General features: G+C 58.2%; 15 protein-coding genes. 3 read left to right on the plus strand and 12 right to left on the minus strand.

What is annotated here, in order from left to right; all coding sequences use genetic code 11:
- The first annotated feature begins 655 nt into the window (after positions 1-655).
- Positions 656-1,183, plus strand: coding sequence for a GNAT family N-acetyltransferase (locus QA635_RS32265; protein ID WP_283063676.1), 528 nt, complete (start codon positions 656-658; stop codon positions 1,181-1,183).
- 930 nt (positions 1,184-2,113) lie between these two features.
- On the opposite strand, the gene QA635_RS32270 is transcribed toward QA635_RS32265, so the two are convergent.
- Positions 2,114-2,398 carry a hypothetical protein gene (locus tag QA635_RS32270; RefSeq protein ID WP_283063677.1) on the minus strand — a complete coding sequence of 95 codons (285 nt, stop codon included), beginning with the start codon at positions 2,396-2,398 and terminating at the stop codon, positions 2,114-2,116.
- Positions 2,399-2,542: 144 nt separating this feature from the next.
- Between QA635_RS32270 and QA635_RS32275 the strand changes: the two genes are divergently transcribed.
- Positions 2,543-2,914, plus strand: a complete 372-nt coding sequence (locus QA635_RS32275; protein WP_283063678.1) for a helix-turn-helix domain-containing protein — start codon at positions 2,543-2,545, stop codon at positions 2,912-2,914.
- 1,325 nt (positions 2,915-4,239) lie between these two features.
- Here the strand turns inward: QA635_RS32275 and nifA are convergent.
- From nifA to QA635_RS32330, 11 genes are all read right to left on the minus strand, one after another.
- Positions 4,240-5,994 (minus strand): nif-specific transcriptional activator NifA, encoded by a 1,755-nt coding sequence (gene nifA, locus QA635_RS32280; protein WP_425249076.1) that lies wholly within the window; start codon positions 5,992-5,994, stop codon positions 4,240-4,242.
- 254 nt (positions 5,995-6,248) lie between these two features.
- Positions 6,249-7,085, minus strand: a complete 837-nt coding sequence (locus QA635_RS32285) for an SDR family NAD(P)-dependent oxidoreductase (protein ID WP_283063680.1) — start codon at positions 7,083-7,085, stop codon at positions 6,249-6,251.
- 817 nt (positions 7,086-7,902) lie between these two features.
- Complete coding sequence (locus tag QA635_RS32290; protein WP_283063681.1) at positions 7,903-9,015, minus strand: nodulation protein NodZ; 1,113 nt, start codon at positions 9,013-9,015, stop codon at positions 7,903-7,905.
- Positions 9,016-9,183: 168 nt separating this feature from the next.
- Positions 9,184-11,211 (minus strand): carbamoyltransferase family protein, encoded by a 2,028-nt coding sequence (locus QA635_RS32295; protein WP_283063682.1) that lies wholly within the window; start codon positions 11,209-11,211, stop codon positions 9,184-9,186.
- Between the two features lie 288 nt (positions 11,212-11,499).
- Positions 11,500-12,291 (minus strand): ABC transporter permease, encoded by a 792-nt coding sequence (locus QA635_RS32300; protein WP_283063683.1) that lies wholly within the window; start codon positions 12,289-12,291, stop codon positions 11,500-11,502.
- A 3-nt stretch (positions 12,292-12,294) separates the two neighbouring features.
- Positions 12,295-13,215: a nodulation factor ABC transporter ATP-binding protein NodI gene (nodI, locus tag QA635_RS32305; RefSeq protein WP_283063684.1), complete on the minus strand. Its 921-nt coding sequence runs from the start codon at positions 13,213-13,215 to the stop codon at positions 12,295-12,297.
- A 1-nt stretch (position 13,216) separates the two neighbouring features.
- A complete protein-coding gene (gene nodU / locus QA635_RS32310) occupies positions 13,217-14,926 on the minus strand; it encodes a nodulation protein NodU (protein WP_283063685.1) in 1,710 nt (569 codons plus the stop codon).
- A 14-nt stretch (positions 14,927-14,940) separates the two neighbouring features.
- Entirely contained in the window at positions 14,941-15,570 is a 630-nt protein-coding gene (gene nodS / locus QA635_RS32315) for a nodulation methyltransferase NodS (RefSeq protein ID WP_283063686.1), read from the minus strand.
- Between the two features lie 12 nt (positions 15,571-15,582).
- Positions 15,583-16,956, minus strand: coding sequence for a chitooligosaccharide synthase NodC (gene nodC, locus QA635_RS32320; protein WP_283063687.1), 1,374 nt, complete (start codon positions 16,954-16,956; stop codon positions 15,583-15,585).
- A 16-nt stretch (positions 16,957-16,972) separates the two neighbouring features.
- A complete protein-coding gene (nodB, locus tag QA635_RS32325) occupies positions 16,973-17,632 on the minus strand; it encodes a chitooligosaccharide deacetylase NodB (RefSeq protein WP_283063688.1) in 660 nt (219 codons plus the stop codon).
- Entirely contained in the window at positions 17,629-18,261 is a 633-nt protein-coding gene (locus QA635_RS32330; protein ID WP_283063689.1) for a NodA family N-acyltransferase, read from the minus strand. Before QA635_RS32330 ends, nodB begins: the two co-directional genes overlap by 4 nt.
- An 850-nt stretch (positions 18,262-19,111) precedes the next feature.
- Between QA635_RS32330 and nodD1 the strand changes: the two genes are divergently transcribed.
- Positions 19,112-20,056 carry a transcriptional regulator NodD1 gene (nodD1, locus tag QA635_RS32335; protein WP_283063690.1) on the plus strand — a complete coding sequence of 315 codons (945 nt, stop codon included), beginning with the start codon at positions 19,112-19,114 and terminating at the stop codon, positions 20,054-20,056.
- Positions 20,057-20,422: the final 366 nt, after the last annotated feature.

A 20,422-nucleotide genomic window follows, 5' to 3' on the forward strand; every position in this document is an offset into this window, starting at 1 on the left:
CTGCGGCTTCGTCAGCTTTTCGAAAGCTTGCTCTGGTAGGATGTCTGCTCAGGTGATCTTGGACGTGAGGCTGGGTGGACCCGCACAATTGTGACCCATCCGCTGTTGAGCAATCTTCGCGTTTGCTGCGAACCAGCTGCTCGCAGTGCGATTCCGCCCAGCCCCCCTCAGAGGACGACGAGAGTTTCTTTGAAATGATGACTCGTGCCGATAGACGCAGCGAGGCCGCCCTTGACCAGTATCACCCTGCTCTTCGCAGATTCTCGGAGGCACTTATTCTTGAGAGCCAGACGATATCTGGATTGGACCACGACTCGCGGGTCAAGTCCGCTCGGAGGCTGTTCCCGCGCGACAAGAATCTCATCTCCGCGTTAAATTTGTTTCGTGCTGCGGAGCTCTGCGCAAAATTCGGTTCGTAATACGGAGCGTGCCTTGTCCGGGCGCTTCGAGCGGGCAGCTAAGCATTGCAGCCTTGGCGGAGTACTCTTCTATAGTCATTTGCCAGCTTCGGTTGGGTTAGGCGACACGGCACGTGACCACTTATGGCATTCAAGAGCATGTCGCTCTGATGGAAATTCCCTATTTCCGTGGCGTTGGCAATTAACCCGCCGTCCGAGCTAGCCGGGGGCGATCGGCTCGCTTTGTCCGAAATCAGATGACGGACAATATTCGGGTACGGCGCATCGGCGCCGACGAAGTGAATAAGCGTTTGGAGCGTCTCGCCGACATCCTCATTGACTGCGTCACCCACGGCGACTCGGTCAGCTTTCTGCCACCGCTAACTCGACGACGTGCGCTGGTGTACTGGCGTAGCGTCGCGGACGCAGTTATTTGCAATGGATGCGTGTTACTAGCTGCGGAAGATGGCGCAGGTCAGATTGTTGGCACAACCCAGATGATACCTGCCGCGTCCGAGAACCAATTGCATACCGCTCGAGTCGTCAAAGTCCTGGTTGAAAGAAGTGCACGCCGTCGCGGCATCGGGCGCCGGATGCTCTGGGCTGTCAGCGAGCTAGCACGAGGAGAGGGAAAGACGTTGTTGACGCTTAGCACTACCTCAGGTTCTGCTGCCGAGCGTCTTTACGCCAGCGAGGGATGGCAGCGGGTGGGCATCATCCCCGGGTGTGTGCTCGCGCCTGACGGTACATATCGCTCGGCGACCTTCTTCTACAAGCATCTCTGATACTACAAAGCTGGCTTCGCGCTTGCTATTCACAGACAACATCTGTCCGGTCCCGTCCTGATAAATCATCATCGTCGGGGAGCATCAGTGACATTACCGCTTTATTTTATGTTTTGTGAATAACGACGACTTCGGCTTTCGAGAGATAAGAAATCAAGCGGATCAGACGGTGGATTATTCAACTGCCGCACGGTCGGTCATCACAATGCCGAGCCGACGATCGGCAAGGTAACGTCAATTTGCCGCTCTGGTTCTCATTCAACGTCCATAGCGCGGGCCCGCAAAGCTTGAAGCAATCCCTACCATTGCGCTTGACATACTCACCCAGCTCCTAACGACCCCGTCTTGAGGCCTCAAGCTAGTGGGTATGTCGTGACAATCTCAATATGGTAGGCAAGGCGATTAGCGAATCTTGAACGAGCCCACCAAGCCGTCGGACTATTTGCTGCTCGGGCAGCCGTTGGATGAAGTGTGCGAGCCAGGCGAACGACCGCCATAAACTTTCGTATCGTTACGTGCCCCCTTGAGGTGCCCAATTTTTACCAAGGTTTCAATTGAGCCGCTGATCACGATCCTCTTAGCTGCATGTCCGGCTGGCCGCAGCGACATCTCATTCGTCTTCGCCGGCTTCGTCAACTGATAGCGAATCAGGAGGTCGCGAATTCTATTTTTCGTCGGAATGGCAGCATTTGCCGAGACGTGGATAGAGATACTGATGGAACCATTCGAGCTTGCGTGGTGCGAGTTCGAGTACCAACGGGCTCTCAGATGCCTCGAAGCGAGGGAAAACAGGGCGAAGGACGTCTGGTCCCAGAGCGCAGAGATTCAACCGCTCTGATCCATCATGCGGGAGGACCTGTGGGCCAAACACTCTATGACAGCGGATGGCCACGCACGCCACGAGCGGCGATACAGCGATCGAAAGCTAGCTCAAAGAATTAACGAATTAGCCAGCACGGTCCCAATCAGAAGACCATCACCAAGCAGCGTAAAGGCGGCGTCGTGCACGGTGCACCGATGGTGCTGCAAGACCGTCCGCTCGATTGAGGAAGAGGCAATCGTCGTTGCCTTTCGCAACAACACCTTGTGAGCCGCAAATTTATCGAGAATTTGGGCGCCCTTGCTGCGACGAACACGGTACGCAATCATGTTGGAGCTCCGGTAGAAATACGGGAATGAAGCTGCGCCGGCGGTAAGCATGCTCATAAAATCCATGACAGTTGAACTCGCGCTAGTTGTGGTTCGGTCGATATTCTGCCAAGCGTAACTGTCGGAATGACGGATCCCTGACCTAGAAGGCATGGGACCTCTCGATCGTAAGGACGGGTCGCCAGAATGAATAGATCAGCAGCAAAGAAGATGCAGCAGCGCAGTGCCGGCAAGGCTGACATTGAGTTGGGCAAGCGGATCCGCCTGCGGCGTGTGGAGCAGAAGATTTCGCAGGCCGAACTCGGCGATAAGCTCGGCGTCAGCTTCCAGCAGGTCCAGAAGTACGAGAAGGGCCTCAACCGTGTCGGCGCTGCCCGTCTTCAGCGGATCGCCACTACGCTCGGCGTCCCCGTCACCTTCTTCTACGACGGTGACAACAAGGCGCGCGAGGTTGAGAGCCTCCTGTTCCTGGACAGCTCCTTCAGCCTGCGGTTGCTGCGCGCCTACAGTAAGATCAAGGATCAGACCGTCCAGCGTCAGTTGGTGTCGCTGATGGAGTCGATCGCCGCCGACGAGGATTGACCGGCACTCGACGTCAGATCGCGGCACATGGACGCGATCTCGTCTCAGGGCCCACTCGCGCGGCCAGAGCGGTCGATTGGCTTGTACACGCCTCGCTTTCAGCCGGTAATCTCAGGGCTACTCTCCTCGATCACCGGCACCGCGTCCCCGATGTCGACACGCTTCTGGTTGACGGATCGAGCGACAATCTGATCTTCGAGCTCGCCAACTCCGCCATTGACATCTCCCTCATGGTGAGGAGCGCCGCCCCTACGTACGAAAGGCGAAGCCGCGCGACTTGCTATGGAGTGGGGTCGTTGCGGCAGGCCGCCGGGAAAAGCGGCACGCTCTCCGCCACGCGCGTGCGGATGTGCGCTCCCCAGTGCCTTTGGATCTTCGCCGAACACAGCCCGCATAACAGTGGCGCGATTACGAGTTCGAGCAAGAACTGGGGCGTCTTGGTCACGCGCTCCGAGGTGAAGATGGCAGAGGGCCACACCGTGCTTCGAGCCTAACGTCCTTCAGGACCCCGGCCACGTGATGCGTGCCGCATTTGCGCATCATGCGCCGACTTTCGCCAGATCGGGAAAGCGGCGCGCTTCGGTGACTGCTATATATGAAGTCGGAGACTAGGATATGTTTGAGTATCTCGGTCTCGAGAACCGTCAGTCGCTCTTCGAGCATTTCGCTCGAAGGCGCCGCCTTTGCTATCCTTTCTGCACTATTGCCAAGTTGCGCAGGGTGATCGCGGCAACAGCGCCTCTTTGGTCGGGAAACGGGTATAGACCGTTGCCTTGCTAGCACGGCACGCGATCTCCTGACGCTGACGCCGTCGAGTTCACGAGCCAGGAACAACTCGCATGCCGCGGTCAGGATCCGCAGGTCCACTTCGGCGGCCAAGTCCGTCGGCGGCCGTCCCATGCGCACCGCCTTTTGCGTCGCCCACCTTATGTCGCTCCTCCAGTCATCCACCCTAGTTTGTCCATTCAATTGGTCTTCTGGGAAAGAGAATGTGGCTTAGGCGTCATGATCCAGCGCCGAACTGACGGGAAGAGCAGCGAACTTGATCGATATCGGAGCTGTTGGCTGCCGCTGGTCGGCGACGGACGGCGTCCGTCAGGGGCGGCACAATGGTATCAACCCATAGCGTGCCGGCGGGTTCACCACCGCGCCGCTCAGTCCAGTTCTCGCTGCGCTCCAAGCGAAGTCGCCTTGCCACGGCGGCAGACGTGGCGGCTACTCGCATGCGTGGTCAACCTGCCGCCGAGGCGGGCCGCCTCTTTTTCAGATTTTGGTGGCATTGGATGCGCCCGCAAAAACCCATTGTCCACTCATGGTCCGCGCGTTCAGAACCGCTTGATCTCGATTCCGTACTTCCTCAGCGCGTAGCCAATCTGGCGCGGCGTTAGTCCGAGCAAGCGTGCAGCTTTTGCCTGTACCCAACCAGATTTTTCCATGGCTGCAATAACCCGCTCGCGATCGGCCATCTTCGCGCCACTTACGAGGACTGTGCCAGGGGGTGCCAGTGAGGCCAGTTCGCTGCCGACAAGTGGGGCCGGCGCGGTCGCTTCAGACGGCAAAGTGATCGGCTTGGCGGGCACTGGGAGGGCCGGCGCCGATTGGACTGTCGCCTCCTCGGACGTACTTTTCCACAGCATCGCGGAAAGGCACTGGCCGTGGCAACATGCAAAATCGTTTCTCACGATCGATGGCCCGGCCGACAGGGTCGCTGTGCGCTCGATGCAGTTTTCGAGCTCGCGGACATTGCCCGGAAAGCCGCAGTTCATCAGCACATCGATCGCGCTCGCTTCCAAGGTCAGCGAACGGCCGTTCACGCTATTGAAATTCCTCAGGAACTCACCGGCAAGCAGCGGAATATCGCTGCGTCTTTCGCGCAGCGGCGGCAGCAGCAAGGGAACAACGCTGATGCGATAGTAAAGGTCTGCGCGAAACTCGCTCCTTGCCACAGCCTCTTCAAGGTTCTTGTTGGTTGCGGCTATGACTCGAACATCGACCTTTATGGTCTGGTTGCTACCGACCCGCTCGAACTCCTGCTCCTGCAGGACTCGCAGTAACTTCGCCTGGAACGGGGCCGAAATCTCGCCGATCTCATCAAGGAATAGTGTACCTTTGTCAGCAAGCTCGAAGCGCCCCTTGCGCGAGCTGAAGGCGCCAGTAAAGGCACCTTTCTCATGACCGAACAATTCGGACTCCAGCACTGTCTCAGGCAGTGCCGCGCAATTCAGCTTAACGAAGGGCCGCTTGGCGCGGGACGATGATTCGTGAATAGCCTTGGCTACAAGTTCCTTTCCGGTACCGGATTCGCCGCGCAGCAGAACCGTGCTGTTGGATTTGGCCACGACCGCGATCTTTTCGAGCAACCCACGCAGCGCCGGGCTGTCGCCAATGATCCCATGAACAGGTAGCTTCTTACGCTCTCGTACAGGCTGCCTAAACTCGAATAATTGCTTTTGCAGACGGTCCTTCTCCGCCATCAGCCGCTCGCGATCGCAGGCGAACAAGCGATGAAGCCTCACTGTCTGTCCCACCAGGTTGGCGATCATGGTGAGCAGCCGCGCATCATAATCGAGCCGCAGACTCGACCTTTCGTCACGGACACGGTCGAGCGTCAGTGTACCCACGACTTTCGGATCGATGCGGATCGGAACTCCGATGAACGACACCGGCATATTATCCGAGGCACCGAGCGCTTCAAGGTCAGCTGCGCTGAACGCCGGCTCCGCTGCCACGTTCTCGGCGACAAGAGGCCTATCGGTCGCCACGATCTGGTCGATTGCCTTCCGTGGCAGGCGCATGCGGAAGCGGTCGTCGCTGCCCTCGCTCCAGCCAGCGCCCACGGTAATGTCCGGCATCCCGTCATCGTCGAATAGTGAGACGATACCGTGTCGCATCTGCACAAACGATTGCAGAAGGCCTACGACGTTGGCCAGCGTGACCTCGAGTCGGCAGGGAGCTGTAAGTATTTTCGATATTTCGAAGATGCCGGTCAGCGCGCTCTCGCGCAGCGGCTCGCCCGAGAGCTCGCGCTCCGTCTCTGGATGAGAGGCAGGTATCTCGCGTGCGGAAGCGATATGCAGCATGAGGCGGTCTCCGTTATTTTGATCATCCTCCCTAGCACCTTGTTCGGATTTGCGAGCTTCGTTTTGCATGTCATGCTCGATCTAGCGTTACGAATTAACGAGATGACATGGAAGCGTAACACCTTTTCATGGCACGACGGTAACCTTACAGTGGCTTGATTTCATCTTTTTTCGGAATAGGTGCGCGACGTCAGCGTAGAACACGAACTCCAGCGCTGAGGCTTAAGTCAGCTGCGTTGCCAGGCTTGGTCGATTCACAGATGTTGCCCACCATTGATCGGCACCTCGGCCCCCGTAACATAGCTTGCGGCATCCGAGCATAGGAAGAAGATGACCTTGGCCACTTCGTCGGGTGTTCCCACTCTGCGCAACGGGATGTTTGGCACAAGACGCGCTTCCGTGTCGGGCGACAACATGTCCGTTCTGATCTCGCCGGGCGCGATCGCGTTCACGCGAACGCCATGCGGCGCATAATCGTGGGCCATTTCGCGTGTGAGACTCGCAAGCGCAGCCTTCGACGTCGCGTAGGCGCTACCGGCAAACGGGTGCACTCGCGAACCAGCGATCGACGTCACGTTGACAATCGATCCTGACGCGGCCCTTAGCTCGTCAAATAACCCCCTCGCCAGCAGGATCGGGGCCACGAGATTCAGATGGAATACTCTCATCCAGATTTCGGTTGACGTCGTCAACGACGTCAGTCGGTCACCATCGGACGTCTTCGGCGAGATGCCGGCGTTGTTCACTAGTGCGTGCAAGGGCCCGCCCGCCAAGCGTTCCTTCACCTGCGCGATCAAGCGCGGCAGCATTTGATGATCGCTAAGGTCGACCTGGACATGATCCTCGCGCCCGGAGTCCCACGGGCACCGCGCGCCATCGAATGGCTGGCGCGCGCAAGAAATGATGCGCCAACCTGCCTCCGAAAACAGCTTGGCAGTGGCATGCCCAATTCCGCGCGATGCCCCAGTCAGCAACATCGCCTTCTGCTCTCCCTGATGGAGGCGGGCTTCATCGGCGCGAAAGGGACAGCCCAAATGTGTCTCGGGCAGCGGACCTGCGATCAGATCGTCATTTGGCAGATCGAGACCCACGCCCGCCTCCTCTCCTGTAGCGCCGCTGGCGAACGCGTAGCAGGATTTGGGCCACTCCGATGCACGCAAAGACGCTCCGGTTTTGCGTCCTAATGTCGCGCACTCCAAAAGCTTGGCGGATTCGCGACATGGTGCGTGTGCTTTGCAACATCGATGGTGCATCACCCACACAATGCCTGGAGCACACTCGGTCACTGCTAGGACCAGACACCACACTGCGCTCTCTCGTGATCGGGATCCGAAGCAGCGAGCGGATAAAGAACGCTCCTCGTCGAGGCAACGATTGTTCACGATGGTGCAGACACCCAGTAACCGTGTCGGCACGAAACGAAACCTGACGCACGAACTCCATACGTTAGGTTTTCTCGCAACTGATACCGAGCTCATCGCAGCAAATTGCTGCGCTGATTGGTTGCGCGATCACGAGCTGGCGCACTGAATGTCCAACTCAATGCTCGAACCCGAAGGGTCCGTCCGCGCGAGCGACTGGCCCCCGGCAACGGAACTCACCGGCTCAACGTAACCTCCTTCGAAAACCTAATCCGCGACGAACCACCGAGACGCTTTCACTTGCGGGTCCTCGTGAGGCAAAGCCGAGGACGATGTCCATCTGGTCAACGCGGTGGCGGTACGCTAACGCTGCTCTTGTCAAGATCGAGCTTCAGCGGACGGCATTCGGCCGTCGCAACTTGCTTTTCTCCAGGGCAAGGGCACGTTGAAGCGTCGGTTTGGGCGATCAATTGCCGCCCGGAAACATAGTGGCAGTACTGCTCGATGCAAAACGCGGCGATCCGATCGATGAGACGGGTTACGACTTTCATGAAACCACGAGTTCTTTTGATGCTTCTTCAATCAAGATCAATCGGCGCGGATCGTTCAAATCGAATTCTATAACGCGCGGCGCAAAGAGGCGCGCATAGCGCGTGAAAGCGCTCGTCGGGGGAAAACGGATCACAGTATCGCATCGCGCAAGAAGATACATCTCGATGAGAGCGGAAAAGCCGCCCTCCGCTCCGAGCGCCGCGCTGTGCAACGGCCCGGCCTGAGCCGCCTGGAAGCGCTTTGGGATGGTGAAAACGTCGGGAAACATGGCTGACACCCTCTCAAGGACGAGCGCGCTGTCTGTGCACAGGAACGCCCTGACCGGTTTTGCATGCGGTAACGCCTTGGCCTTGTCGATGGCGTTACAGACCTGTTGCAAAGCGCGCTCTGGATCAGCCCAGTAGGGCGCATGCCCCATAATATCCTCGCCGTTGCCGTGCCGAACATGAATGCCGATCACGCTGTACGACGCAAAGTGCTCGCGGAAGATGGCATCAATCCGTGCCTGCACTTGGGATCGCGGCTTGATGCTCCGAAAGATCTCTCGTTCGGCCTCCTCATCGCAACGCCACATCAGGCAGGCGTCACACACAACTGTATTTGCATCGCTATCTTGCCCGCTTTGGAACAGCTGATCGAGTTCATCCCGTTCCCGGAAAATCTGCTCATCCGGGCGATAGGCGCAATCAATAGCTGGCCTGTTCCACCATGCCGGGAAGAATGGTCCAGGAAATGAGTGCTGATTGATCTGGTCGTCGCAGATCACCTGTACGCCGGCAATGTCTTGAACCGGTTCGAAGAAGACGGGAAAGGCATTGGTGAATGGTTGATCGAGATAACAGGACCCCCGCCAATCGATGACCAGCTTCCGTCCGGTCCGTTCGGCAAAACGCCACGCTGCAGCCAGCGACCACAGGCAGTCGCCCAAGCCCGTACGTCGTCGGGAAACAACGAACCGATCGTTTTTCGAACCGCCAAGCATCTGCATCGCCTCCTTCCGGGCTCCTGGTTGAACAAGAGACGTCATTGGAGACACCTCACATATGGTCTTGGCCGACGTTATGGTCGGCGCTTGAGCTGCTCGCGCGCTGCGTCGGTAGAACTTCATGGCAGCGCTATCCTCGTAGTGGGTTCTCTCAACGCTTGCCTCTTTTCTTCCATTAGAGCCGTTGCGCCGATATACCCGATTTCACCCGGATGCCTATTGTGCCTATTCCACCTCGGCCTGGCCTCCTGTACATGGAGGCGCAGCCTTGGCCATACACATGATCGCCGGTTATGCTTCGCCTAGCGGTTTAATGCGGACGCAAGCGGCGCGTGGCGGATGCAACCGAACGCCGCGCTGCTCCCACAGAAGTCGCAGTTCCTTCACGAGATCTTCGCGCCGGGGCTGGTCCAACATAGTGGCGTCGAGAAGCCAGCCGAGCGAGGCCTCCCCCTCGATCCGCATCAGCAGGTCGAAGAGCTCATGCGAGATACGCATGCTCTCGCGCCCCGAATGTCCCATACGGATCTCGCAAACCGTTTCCTGACGATCTTCCGCTATGTAGGAGCGAATACGATGAAGGGATGCATACGGAGGCAATGAAACGCCCAGTGTACGCCAATCCTGCAGCGTTGCCGGCCGCTTCTTGACGAGGAATGGCCCAACTACAAGTCCGTCCAGGTCGGTCGTCAAGAAAGTGACGATGGCGTCTGAAACGGAATCGACGATCGGCTCGGCATTGTTGTTAAAGGACGTGTTTAGAAGAACCGGGATGCCGGTTCGCTTCTTGAATGCATTAATGACATCCCAATAGGCAGGATTTGTGCTCCGCGAGACCGTTTGCAGCCGAGCAGTGCCATCAACATGCGTGACCGCACCAAGCACGCTATGGTGGGCTTCACGCACACGAACCACGAAGTTCATGAAGGGAAACTCACGCTTGCCGGCTGGGAGCTCAAAGAACTCACTTGCATCCTCCTCCAGCACTGATGGCGCAAACGGACGATAGCCCTCACGCTTTTTAACCATGGCATTGATGCGGTTCTTGTTTTCCGCCGGCCGCGGGTCGGCGAGAATGCTGCGGTTGCCAAGCGCACGTGGCCCGAACTCAGATCGGCCCTGAACCCAGCCGATGACTGCGCCATTTGCCATCCAGTCGGCTGCACTGGCTGCGATGTCATCGCTACGTTCAAAATCGAGGTGGCCGGACCATGCATTGAGCTCGTGTTCTATGGCTTGCTCGGTCCCGAGATCGGGTCCCCAATAGACGTCCGACAATCGCTCGCGCGGCGCGGGCCGGCCCAGCTCGTTTGACATCATCAATGCAGCGCCAAGTGCGCAACCGGCGTCATGCGCCGCGGGCTGGACGAAGATGTCGTCGAAAAGGCCGGAATAGAGCAGCTTACCGTTCATCGTGCAATTGTGAGCTACGCCTCCCGCCAGGCACAAGCGCTTCATGCCCGTCGCTTCGCGATGATGTCGCAGGATATGAAAGACGATCCGCTCCAGCGCTTCCTGCAGCGAAGCGCTGACGTCTCGGTGCTGCTGCGTGAATGCCATTCCCTTTCGCCGGACCTGGATGCTGCGGATCAAGGCCGGGCCGATTCGATCCAGGTGGACTCGATAACCACCATTGTCCAACAATTCGTAGAACTGCGCGAAGAGCTCGCGATAGGGAGCAGGGTCACCATAGGGGGCAAGCCCCATCACTTTGTACTCGTCGAACAACCCGTAGCCGAGATAACGGATCGTCTCGAGATAGAACAGTCCCAGAGAGTTATGTTCTGGGAAGCTTACGAGTTGCGAAACTTCGGTGCCTGTCCCCACCGCCAGCAGACCTGAGAGAAAATCTCCGCCGCCGTCGACCGCAAAGATGAGACTTTGCTCAAACCCAGACATGGCAAACGCGCTCGCGGCATGCGCTTCATGGTGATTAACGAAGGACACGCGCGACGCATCGACCTCGGTGCCGAACTCCCTTGCCAGCAGCTGACGTAGCAACAGTTTGGCGTCCAACGGCACGGGCTGAGAAACAAACAGCCGCTCGAGCATGGTATTGCAGTAGGCTTCAGTCGCGTAGAACGCGATGCGGTCGATCTCGCCAAGCTCAACTCCTGCAGTTGAAAGGCAGTATCGGATCGAGTTGCTTGGGAACTTGTTGGAGTGCTTGACTCGATTGAGGCGCTCCTCTTCGACAGCAGCAAGCACGCGGCCATCCCGCACGAGCACCGCAGCGCCATCGTGCAGAAATGTATTGGGCAGCTCGGCCGAGCTTTGATAGATTCTGTCCAGACCGCCACTCACTCCGAGACACAACATCTTGCTCTCCATTTGATCATGACAGGAAAGCGAACCGCCCTGCCCAACTAAATCGTCTGTACTGTCACGCCCTCTCGGCCACGCGGGCCAGGCAGCACAACCAATGCTCTTGCGAAGCCCGACCCGGCGCCGAGCCGGCTCGACCTATTGAGGTGCTCGGCGTTCCCGCACCGCTCGACCGATCCGGCGGCGTACGCCTGGCTTGATCGAGTTCCTATTAAGCCATTGCGGCTGCTCCTGTCGCAGCTCACGCTGCCTCAACCAAGACAGAGATCATTGCGAACTCCGTCAACGCAGCAGGCGGCGCCGAAACAATGCCGTCGACACAAAGAAAGGTAATACCGCGTACATGCAGAGCGCACCGACATGGAAGAGAGCCCCGCCGCTGGCCGCACGCTCCAGCATCGCCGGGCGAATGAGATCGACCGAATGCGCCAGCGGCAACAAGCCGGCGACCTGCTGAAAGGAGCTCGGCAGTTGGCTCATCGGAAAGATTGCGCCACACAGAAACACCATGGGTGTCAGGATTAGCGTCTGGTAAAACACGAAGTAGTCGTAACTTGGCGCAAGAGATATGACGACCATCGCCAAACTTGCGAAGACAAGGCCGGTCAGGGCCACCGTCGGCATCGCATACAAAATGGACGCCCAGGACGCATAACCCAGCGTCGCAGCGACAACCCCGATTGCTGCTCCTGCCAGAACGGACTTGCTGGCCGCCCACACCAATTCGCCCAGAACGACGTCGCCAAGCGTGAGTTGTGTGGACAGGATTGCTTCCCAAGTACGCTTGGCATCCATCCGAGCAAAGGTTGCGTACATGGTTTCAAAGGTCGCGGACGTCATGGCGCTGGTCGCGACCATGCCGGCTGCCAAAAAAGCGATGTACGAAGTCCCGTCAACGCGGCCCACGATTAACCCGAGGCCAAAGCCAAGGCCAAACAGGTTGGTTATGGGATCTGCGAGGTTGCCGAGAACCGATGCAAGTGCGACTTTCCTCCATGCCAAAAAGTTTCGACGCCATACCGCTATCCAATTGTACGCGTTAGCGGGCATCAGCGCCGCATAACTTTCACCCATCGCTCATTTCTCCATCTCGCGCCCGGTCAACCGCAAGAACACGTCTTCGAGATTCGGCGGCCGCTGCAGAATGCGAAGACCCGCTCGGCCGCGCAGTTGCACACGTACCTGCTCCGGATAGGGCGCATAGCAAAAGAGCGTCTCTCCACTCACTTCGATGTGCCGAGCATAAGGCTTGAGCAGTTCACCGAACTCATGTGGATCACCGCCATAGATCTCGATCACGTCGCATCCGATATGCTCGTCGATCAAGGTGTCCGGCTTTCCTTCGGCGATCTTGCGTCCACTCTCCAGCACGCAAAGCCGATCGCATAGGCGTTCGGCTTCTTCCATGAAGTGAGTGGTGAGCAGGATTGTCTTGCCCCGCGCAAGCAGAACGCGCAAACGTTCCCAGATCAGGTGGCGCGCGTGCGGATCCAGGCCGGTCGTGGGCTCGTCCATCACAAGCAGATGCGGATCATTGATCAGGGCACGTGCCAATGTCAGCCGACGCTTCATGCCGCCCGACAGATGCGCGACGCGCACGTCTGCCTTACTTTCGAGCCGCGCAAACTCGAGCAACGAGGGTACGATCGTCTCGACCTTGCGAGCACTCATGCCGAAGTAGCGGCCAAATACCAGCAGGTTCTCGCGTACGGTGAACTCGAGTTCGAGGTTATCGAACTGCGGCACAACGCCAATGCGCACACGTGCTACACGAGCCCGTGCAGGCACTGCCTCGTTGAGGACTGTAATCTTGCCCGCGTCCGGCGAGATCATCCCGAGCAGCATACGTGCAATCGTGCTCTTGCCGGCTCCATTCGGCCCGAGCAGACCAAAGCATTCTCCGCGCGCAACCGAGAACGACAGCTCATCGACGATGATCTTGTCGCCAAATGATTTTCTGACGCCGGCAAGGTCGATTGCTGCGGTGGACATGTTCATCTTAGGCTGACAAAAGTCGTTCAGCCGACGTTGGCTTGCTTACGACCGTTTTGGTCCAGAGCAGGCCGTCGCACCACACATGCTCTACGCACCCCCACTGGCAGGCGGCGGCTGCGTCCGGGAAGAATCCTCGTCCATGGAGGTTGGCACTCGTATTGCAGAGCAGTGGAATGCCCGTGAGCTGTTCGAACTCGACGAGCAGCTCGGCGATTTTGTGTGGAGAGTTGCGGGCGACTGTCTGCAACCGCGCGGAGCCATCCAGATGGACGATAGCGGGGACCTTATCGCGCCACTCCGCCCGGGTCTGGTGATCGAACAGCATATAAGGATCTGGCGTCCCGGGACTGAAGATCTCCGGCGCCCGATCCTCCAGGCAAATAGGCGCTACTGGCCGGAAATGCTCGCGCCGCTTGATGTCGTTGAGGTGATCTTTCATTGCCGGCAAGGTCGCTGCTGCAAGAATGCTTCTGCCACCCAGCGCCCGCGGCCCAAGCTCGGCGCGTCCGGATAGGAAGATTACGGGCTTGTTGTCAGCAAGAATGGCCGCAAGCTCGCGAAGAGTGCATGGCACAGCCTCCCATTCTGACGGCCTTTCGCTCGCCTGCAGCGCCGGACCGCTATAGACTGACCATTCTAGTGGCCCGAACCCATTTTGTGCCGCCATCGCGCTGCAAGCAGCGCCAATCGCCGAGCCACTGTCATTTGGAAACGGCGGCACCCAGACCTCATCGAACAATCCCGTCGCACGAAGCGCACTGTTCCACTTGATATTGAGCCCGCACCCTCCGGCTACACATAGGTTTCTCGCGCCCGGAAGCGACGAGTGCCGCAGCAGAACCATCGCGATTTCCCGGACAAGGAGACGCTCCAGGAACACATGAAACGACGCCAGGACATCTTCGGCTCGCTTGGCCGTCAGGCGCAGCGCGCTCGCCTCGAAAAAGTCGTGCACGGCGGCAAGCGATGCCTCAGCATTGTTGATGTCGGCGCGGTAGCGACGGGCCTGCTCCGTATCGGCAGCGAAGCGCTTTTCGTAAAGCTCCTGAAACACAGCCACGATGGTTTCGTCGACAGCGCCAAGCGCAATATAGGCCATAAGCTTGCCGGCGATGCCCAAGTCCCAATTGGTGCGATTCGGCTGCCTGTAAGGCCCGAAATGAAGGCCCGCGGCAGCGTAGGCATGACCGATCATTGGAAACAGGCTGGCAATGAGTCGCGCGCCTCGAGGTTCGACATAGTAGAGACGTGGAAAGATGCAGCCATCCCATACCAGACAGAACGCAGGTTTTCCGGCAACGGCAAACGGGCTGGTGCTGTATGCCGAGGCGACGTGGCCCGTGACGTGCGGGTAACTCTTATAGGAAAACACCTTGCCGCCGAGAATCAAGCCATAGCCATCGACCGAATCTAGAAGGCCCTCGGCATGACGCTCGACATATGGCGCCCCCTTCAACGCGATCGGAACCGCCCCACTGAGAACCTGGAACTGTGACTCGATCTCCCCATCCCAGCCGTCGATGACGAACTGATCAATATCTCGTGGATCCAGGCCATGCTCAGCCAACGCGAGCACAACTGCATCGAGGTTATCGACGGATTGATACCGTGGATTGTTGCCGCGCTTCTCTTGCTCAGTGCAAAAGACAAGCTGCCCGTCCTCGACGACAGCGATTGCCCCGTCATGTGTTAACTTGATGCCGCAGATGCGCATATGACCCCCTGGCCCTAATGACCGCAATTTGGTTGTTTTGACGAGTTGGTCGGTTTGCGGAACAGCACGAGCAAACAGTCTTCGTTGACCGACTCAGTATGGCAATGCAGACGCTCGATTTCGGATAGACTCTCATTGAAGAGAGAAATCACTGTTTCAGCACCGGCAGCATGCCCCCAGCGTCGACACGGCCCATCACGCGCAGATCCGAACACCAGAGTGCCGGTTGGTGCAAGCATACCCACCAGGTTGAGGATGGCTGCTTGCATCTCGGCGATGTCCTTGAGGTAGTAAAGAACCTCGGCCACGACGATCAGATCGAACTGCTCAGCGGTCGAGAACTGCTGAATGTCGCATGTTATCCACGTGATATGTGACCACCTCTTGGTCCGCTGGCGAGCACGCTCGATCGCCTGAGGCATGACATCGACTACGGTGACCCGTTGGCAGTGCGGCGCCAGCATTTCGGTGAACGCACCGGCTGCACATCCGACCTCGAGGGCATGCAAAACGTCACCGTTGCAACGCGACATCCGCAGCATCTGCGCGTATCGCTCCTGCTCGAACGAATTGCTGTCGAGGCGCCATGGATCATCGACAGCCAATTCGCGCTCCAATAACTGATGGTTCTTGTCCGGTGTCACGGGTCATTCAACCTATTTATAGGCGCTCGATCGATCGCGACCGCAAACACTCTCGGTCGCGGCCAAGCCAGACGGACCGTGCGAAAGCCCGGACTTACGAGTTACGGTAGCACTCACCCCACTTCGTGCAGAGCTTGTTCCGGCGGTCGCATGCGGGATGACGGCCTTCTTTTCTCCTGTGCTTTGCACGGCGACTTTGCGTGACAACCAATCGCTATTGCTTAATGTACAAAGCGCGTAGGCTTTCAACGGCAGCAAGAGAAAGATATTGATGGGTGTGTGGAGCGAGAAGCCGAGAAACCGCATATCGCGAGCACGGAACGCTGCCACACTGCACCTGACCATCGTCATGGCCGCAATCGTCAGCACCGTCCACCAGGCCACCGACCCGTCGATAACGAACTGTGCGAGGGCTGCCAGTGATGACAAGGCGAGAAGCAAGGGGCCGAGATTTTGTCCGACAACGTCGAGCGTCAGATAGCGATCCAGCTCGGGCAATAAGCGCAATGCAAGAAACGTGTCCCGAAAAGTACTGCGGGCCCAGCGAAGTTGCTGCCGCAGATATGGTCCAAGGCTGTCCGGCACCACTGTTGCTGCGATCGCGTCGGGGACATACTCGGTTCGAAACCCCGCCTTGAGCATGAGGATCGTTAGATGGCGATCCTCGCCGAAATCACTTGGCTTTCCACGAAAGAATTGCGTTTCGTATTGATCAAGCAGCAAGGCGAGCGCAGAGCGACGATACATGGCACACGGCCCGCAGCAGCACATCACGGCGCCGAAGCGTGCCTGCGCCGCGCGCTCTTCGTTGCAAGCCAACCAGTATTCCATATCGATCAGCTTGGTCAGCCAGGTCTCGTTGCGATTGCTCGCTATCAACTGCCCCATGGCCGCGCCGACGTCGGGGTCCTGCATCTTCGATACAAGCTTTGTGACCACGTCGATGGCAAGGATCGTATCCGAGTCGACGTTCAGGACCAGATCGCCGGAAGAGCTGCGTATCGCAGCAATCTGCGCCTTGCGCTTTCCGACGTTCTTGGCCATCAAGATGATGCGAAACCTCGGATCGCTCGCATAGATTTTGTGTACGGGTCCCACAAGATCGCGATTTGCGGATCCATCGTCGACCACAATGACTCGCAGTTTTCCGGCGTAGTCTTGACTTGCAATCGACGCGAGGCATTCGGAGAGTGTGTTTGGGTCCTCATTGAAACAGGGCACGATGACATCCACGCTGGGCAGAACCACCCCGGCTTGTCCGAGATCGGTCTGCAGCGATGAGGGATTCGTCGGCTGAGCGTAAAGCGCCTGCGCGCTCTTGTAGATGGTCGAGAGCAGCGCATAAGACGAAACGGCGACAGCGCTGGTTGTAGCGAGCAGATCCATGGGGTGCCAGTTTTGTTCAGTGAAGTTGAGGAAGCGGATGGATTTCGAACCCGCGCAGTTGCAGTGCCGGAATCAGATATGCCAGCGCCCTCACCGTCTGTTCACGCGAAGTGGCGTCAGTGCACAAACTCTCCTCGCTGGGAGGATATCCGTCGTGCAGGAGCACAATTGCTCCCGGGCGAACAGCCGCAAGCACTGAGTTCACGATGCCATCGACCCCAGGACGCGACCAATCTCTCGGATCGACCGACCAGTGCACAGCTGCGAGGCCAGCCTTGGCCGACGTAGCAAGCACGTCTTCGGTCCATATGCCGTAGGGTGCCCGCATGTGCCGGGGCAACGCTTGTGGGCATGCCAATCGGATTGCCCTGCTCGCCGTTAGCACCTCATCATGTATCTCCGCTGCTTCGCATCTGGACAGATCGGGATGCGTCATCGTGTGGTTCGCAACCTCGTGCCCCTCGGCGATCATTCGTCGAATGAGTTCAGGTTGGTCGGCCGCGTACGTGCCGATAACGAAGAAGGTCGCGGGGACCCGATGTTGCGTCAGGACATCGAGGACGAGCGGCGTACAAAATGGATTGGGCCCATCATCGAAGGTCAAGTAGACCGAACGACTTCCGCTAACGTCGCCGTAATTGCACCGCACCGCAGATAGGGGGATGAGTTCGTTCACAGCTCGGGCCCGTTCCGATCGATAATCGTTCCCGCCGGCCACTCGCCCATTGAGCGTCCAACCGGGAACACCACCACAAGCACGTCTTCGATGCGGATCGGCGACAAATTGGGGTAGACATCTGCCTGGGTGGAGCGGACGCGAATGCCTGGCATGAGGGTTGCCAACCCTCGCCTTCCGACCAGTCTGGTCAGATGCTTCTCAAGTGCGGGCCGGACCGTACCAAAGCCGAACGGCACCCCAAGCTCCTGCAGCGCAGGATACATCACGCGCATTGAGTGGCTGATTCCAAGCCCCTCAAGATCTGGACGGACGGCATACAATCCCAGTTCGGCCACGAGAAGATCGGCGCCATCAATCTTGATGAAGCGGCGTAGTAGGCCGATATGAGCAGCGACGCCGTGCGCGTCGTAACCGATTACGCGCATTTCAGGCCTTGCGCCGGCCCAACTTCGAATACCCTCGAATGGCTGTGCATTGAATGCACCAGTCGGCCCATAGCTCTTACGGAAGAAATCGGCGAGCTCGGCATGATCGGCGAGCTGCAGCTCGCTTTCCCAGCGAAGGCTCCACTGGACTTGAGTGCGCGCGGAAGGCTCTTCCGCAGACGGGGACCCGGCAATATTCATGGCGGACTTCCCTGCGCCAGTAGGGATGAGAGCGGATATAGTCACGTAAGACACTCGCTGTTCGCCGAACCGTTGATCAATCTGGAATGTGTTGGCATGCGGCATCCGCGCTCGGCTTTTCTCGCTAGGTCGCGCGCGAGTAGACTAAATCGGAATGGCGCCATCGTTGGCGGCGAGACGATGGCGCTGCTGGCACGTGTCGTTCCAGCAATCCCATGGTCCACATATGCCCGGACATCCCACTGAGGCGATTGGGTTGTGCAGACTCTATCTGCATCCTGGGAGAGCTCCGCCGCGCCCAAGGTCACGATCGGCATTGCCCTCTCTGAGGGCTGTCCATCGATGCGTAAAAGCTCATCGAGGGCACACGCGGCGGGCACCAGATCAACTTCGGTCCTATGCATCTTCGACCCGCCTTGTATTGCGATGGACAGGCGCGCCATTTGGCTAGTCGCCGGAAATATTCGGCATCTGCGATCTGCGCACGCCGCTTGGTCGCGACACTAAGGTGAGGCTAAGCACGCCCTCAAGTGTACGCGGGTAAACCGCCGATATGGAAAAGGATGGAACGCGCATACGAAGGTTTATCGAGGCCTGCCTAACGTCGCATCGCGTGAGAGTCGCACCTACAAGAGGCGCAACTCGCGTGCGGCAGAGATAGCCACTTCGCACACGGATTCGGCAGATGCTCGCACGTCCAGGATTTCTTCTCGGAGCCCGCGTACGACCAATAGCCATTGTGGCATACCTAATTCATTTTCCAAACTGATGTTTGCTATCCAACATTCCGTAGTTTGGTAAAATCAATTGTTTCGATAGAACACATCCATACGATGGATAGACTCACGACATGCGGTTCAAGGGACTTGATCTAAACCTTCTCGTTGCGCTCGATGCTCTGATGACGGAGCGCAACCTCACAGCGGCGGCGCGCAAAATTAACCTGAGCCAGCCCGCCATGAGCGCTGCGATCGCGCGGCTGCGCAGCTACTTTCGCGATGAATTGTTTACGATGAGAGGTCGCGAGCTCGTCCCGACACCCGGCGCGGAGGCGCTTGCGGGTCCGGTCCGCGAGGCCCTGCTGCACATCCAACTCTCGATCATTTCTCGGGATGCGTTCGACCCGACCCTGTCGAGCCGACGCTTCAGGGTCATTCTCTCCGATTTCATGACAATCGTGTTTTTTCGGAGAATTGTCGATCGTATCGCGCAGGAGGCGCCTGCGGTGCGCTTCGAATTGCTACCATTTTCCGATGAACCCGGTGAGCTGCTTCGCCGCGGCGAAGTGGATTTTCTCATTTTGCCGGAATTGTTCATGTCGAGCGCGCATCCTAAGGCGACGCTATTCGATGAGACCCTCGTATGCGTGGGATGCCGCACGAACAAGCAGCTATTGCGACCACTTACATTCGAGAAATACAATTCGATGGGGCACGTCACCGCCAAGTTCGGACGGGCGCTGAGGCCCAACCTCGAGGAGTGGTTCTTGCTCGAGCACGGCTTGAAAAGGCGCATCGAGGTCGTTGTGCAAGGCTTTAGCCTGATTCCGCCCATATTGTTGGACACGGGCCGCATAGGAACAATGCCCTTACGTCTAGCCAGACACTTCGAAAAGCGGATGCCCCTGCGGATCGTCGAGCCACCACTCCCACTGCCCACTTTCACCGAGGCCGTGCAGTGGCCTGCGTTCCACAATACCGATCCGGCGAGCATTTGGATGCGGCGGATATTGTTGGAGGAGGCGTCCAACATGGGATCTGCAGATCGGAATCTACCAACGCGCAGGCGCTGCTAGGTCCACCACAAGCTGCCCCGGCAGATGCAAATATCCCACTCATCATTCGACGTGTCTGCCTTGTCATTTTAACTTCCCGGACGGCCATGCTGCAAAACGCACGCGCGAGCCGGCCCGGGATTGTGAAAGATTGCCGGCCCGTGCGCCTAACGATCCCGCAAAGAGTGTAGTGCGCCTGTACTGCAAGCGAGGTTTGACGTCATCGCGGAAGGACGCGAGCTTTCGAGTACGATGGTATTTGGCGAAGCCAATTAAATCGCTTGAACCTGACACTGCGTCAGGTTGTAATTTGCCTCCTGACCAACGCTGCGCAGGCGGACGTCGACGGGTCACATCGCGTGAACTCCTGGCTATGGCGGGATAGGC

Source organism: Bradyrhizobium brasilense (assembly GCF_029714345.1).
GTDB classification, from domain to species: Bacteria; Pseudomonadota; Alphaproteobacteria; order Rhizobiales; family Xanthobacteraceae; genus Bradyrhizobium; species Bradyrhizobium australafricanum.

What these genes read in the sequence shown, in the direction of transcription:
- nodI (WP_283063684.1), bottom strand. Translation starts at nt 13,215, where the DNA reads ATGAACATGTCCACCGCAGCAATCGACCTTGCCGGCGTCAGAAAATCA.
- nodC (WP_283063687.1), bottom strand. Translation starts at nt 16,956, where the DNA reads ATGGATCTGCTCGCTACAACCAGCGCTGTCGCCGTTTCGTCTTATGCG.
- QA635_RS32290 (WP_283063681.1), bottom strand. Translation starts at nt 9,015, where the DNA reads ATGAAGTTCTACCGACGCAGCGCGCGAGCAGCTCAAGCGCCGACCATA.
- nodU (WP_283063685.1), bottom strand. Translation starts at nt 14,926, where the DNA reads ATGCGCATCTGCGGCATCAAGTTAACACATGACGGGGCAATCGCTGTC.
- QA635_RS32265 (WP_283063676.1), top strand. Translation starts at nt 656, where the DNA reads ATGACGGACAATATTCGGGTACGGCGCATCGGCGCCGACGAAGTGAAT.
- nodD1 (WP_283063690.1), top strand. Translation starts at nt 19,112, where the DNA reads ATGCGGTTCAAGGGACTTGATCTAAACCTTCTCGTTGCGCTCGATGCT.
- QA635_RS32300 (WP_283063683.1), bottom strand. Translation starts at nt 12,291, where the DNA reads ATGGGTGAAAGTTATGCGGCGCTGATGCCCGCTAACGCGTACAATTGG.
- QA635_RS32330 (WP_283063689.1), bottom strand. Translation starts at nt 18,261, where the DNA reads ATGAATATTGCCGGGTCCCCGTCTGCGGAAGAGCCTTCCGCGCGCACT.
- nifA (WP_425249076.1), bottom strand. Translation starts at nt 5,994, where the DNA reads ATGCTGCATATCGCTTCCGCACGCGAGATACCTGCCTCTCATCCAGAG.
- QA635_RS32295 (WP_283063682.1), bottom strand. Translation starts at nt 11,211, where the DNA reads ATGTTGTGTCTCGGAGTGAGTGGCGGTCTGGACAGAATCTATCAAAGC.
- QA635_RS32270 (WP_283063677.1), bottom strand. Translation starts at nt 2,398, where the DNA reads ATGGATTTTATGAGCATGCTTACCGCCGGCGCAGCTTCATTCCCGTAT.
- QA635_RS32275 (WP_283063678.1), top strand. Translation starts at nt 2,543, where the DNA reads ATGCAGCAGCGCAGTGCCGGCAAGGCTGACATTGAGTTGGGCAAGCGG.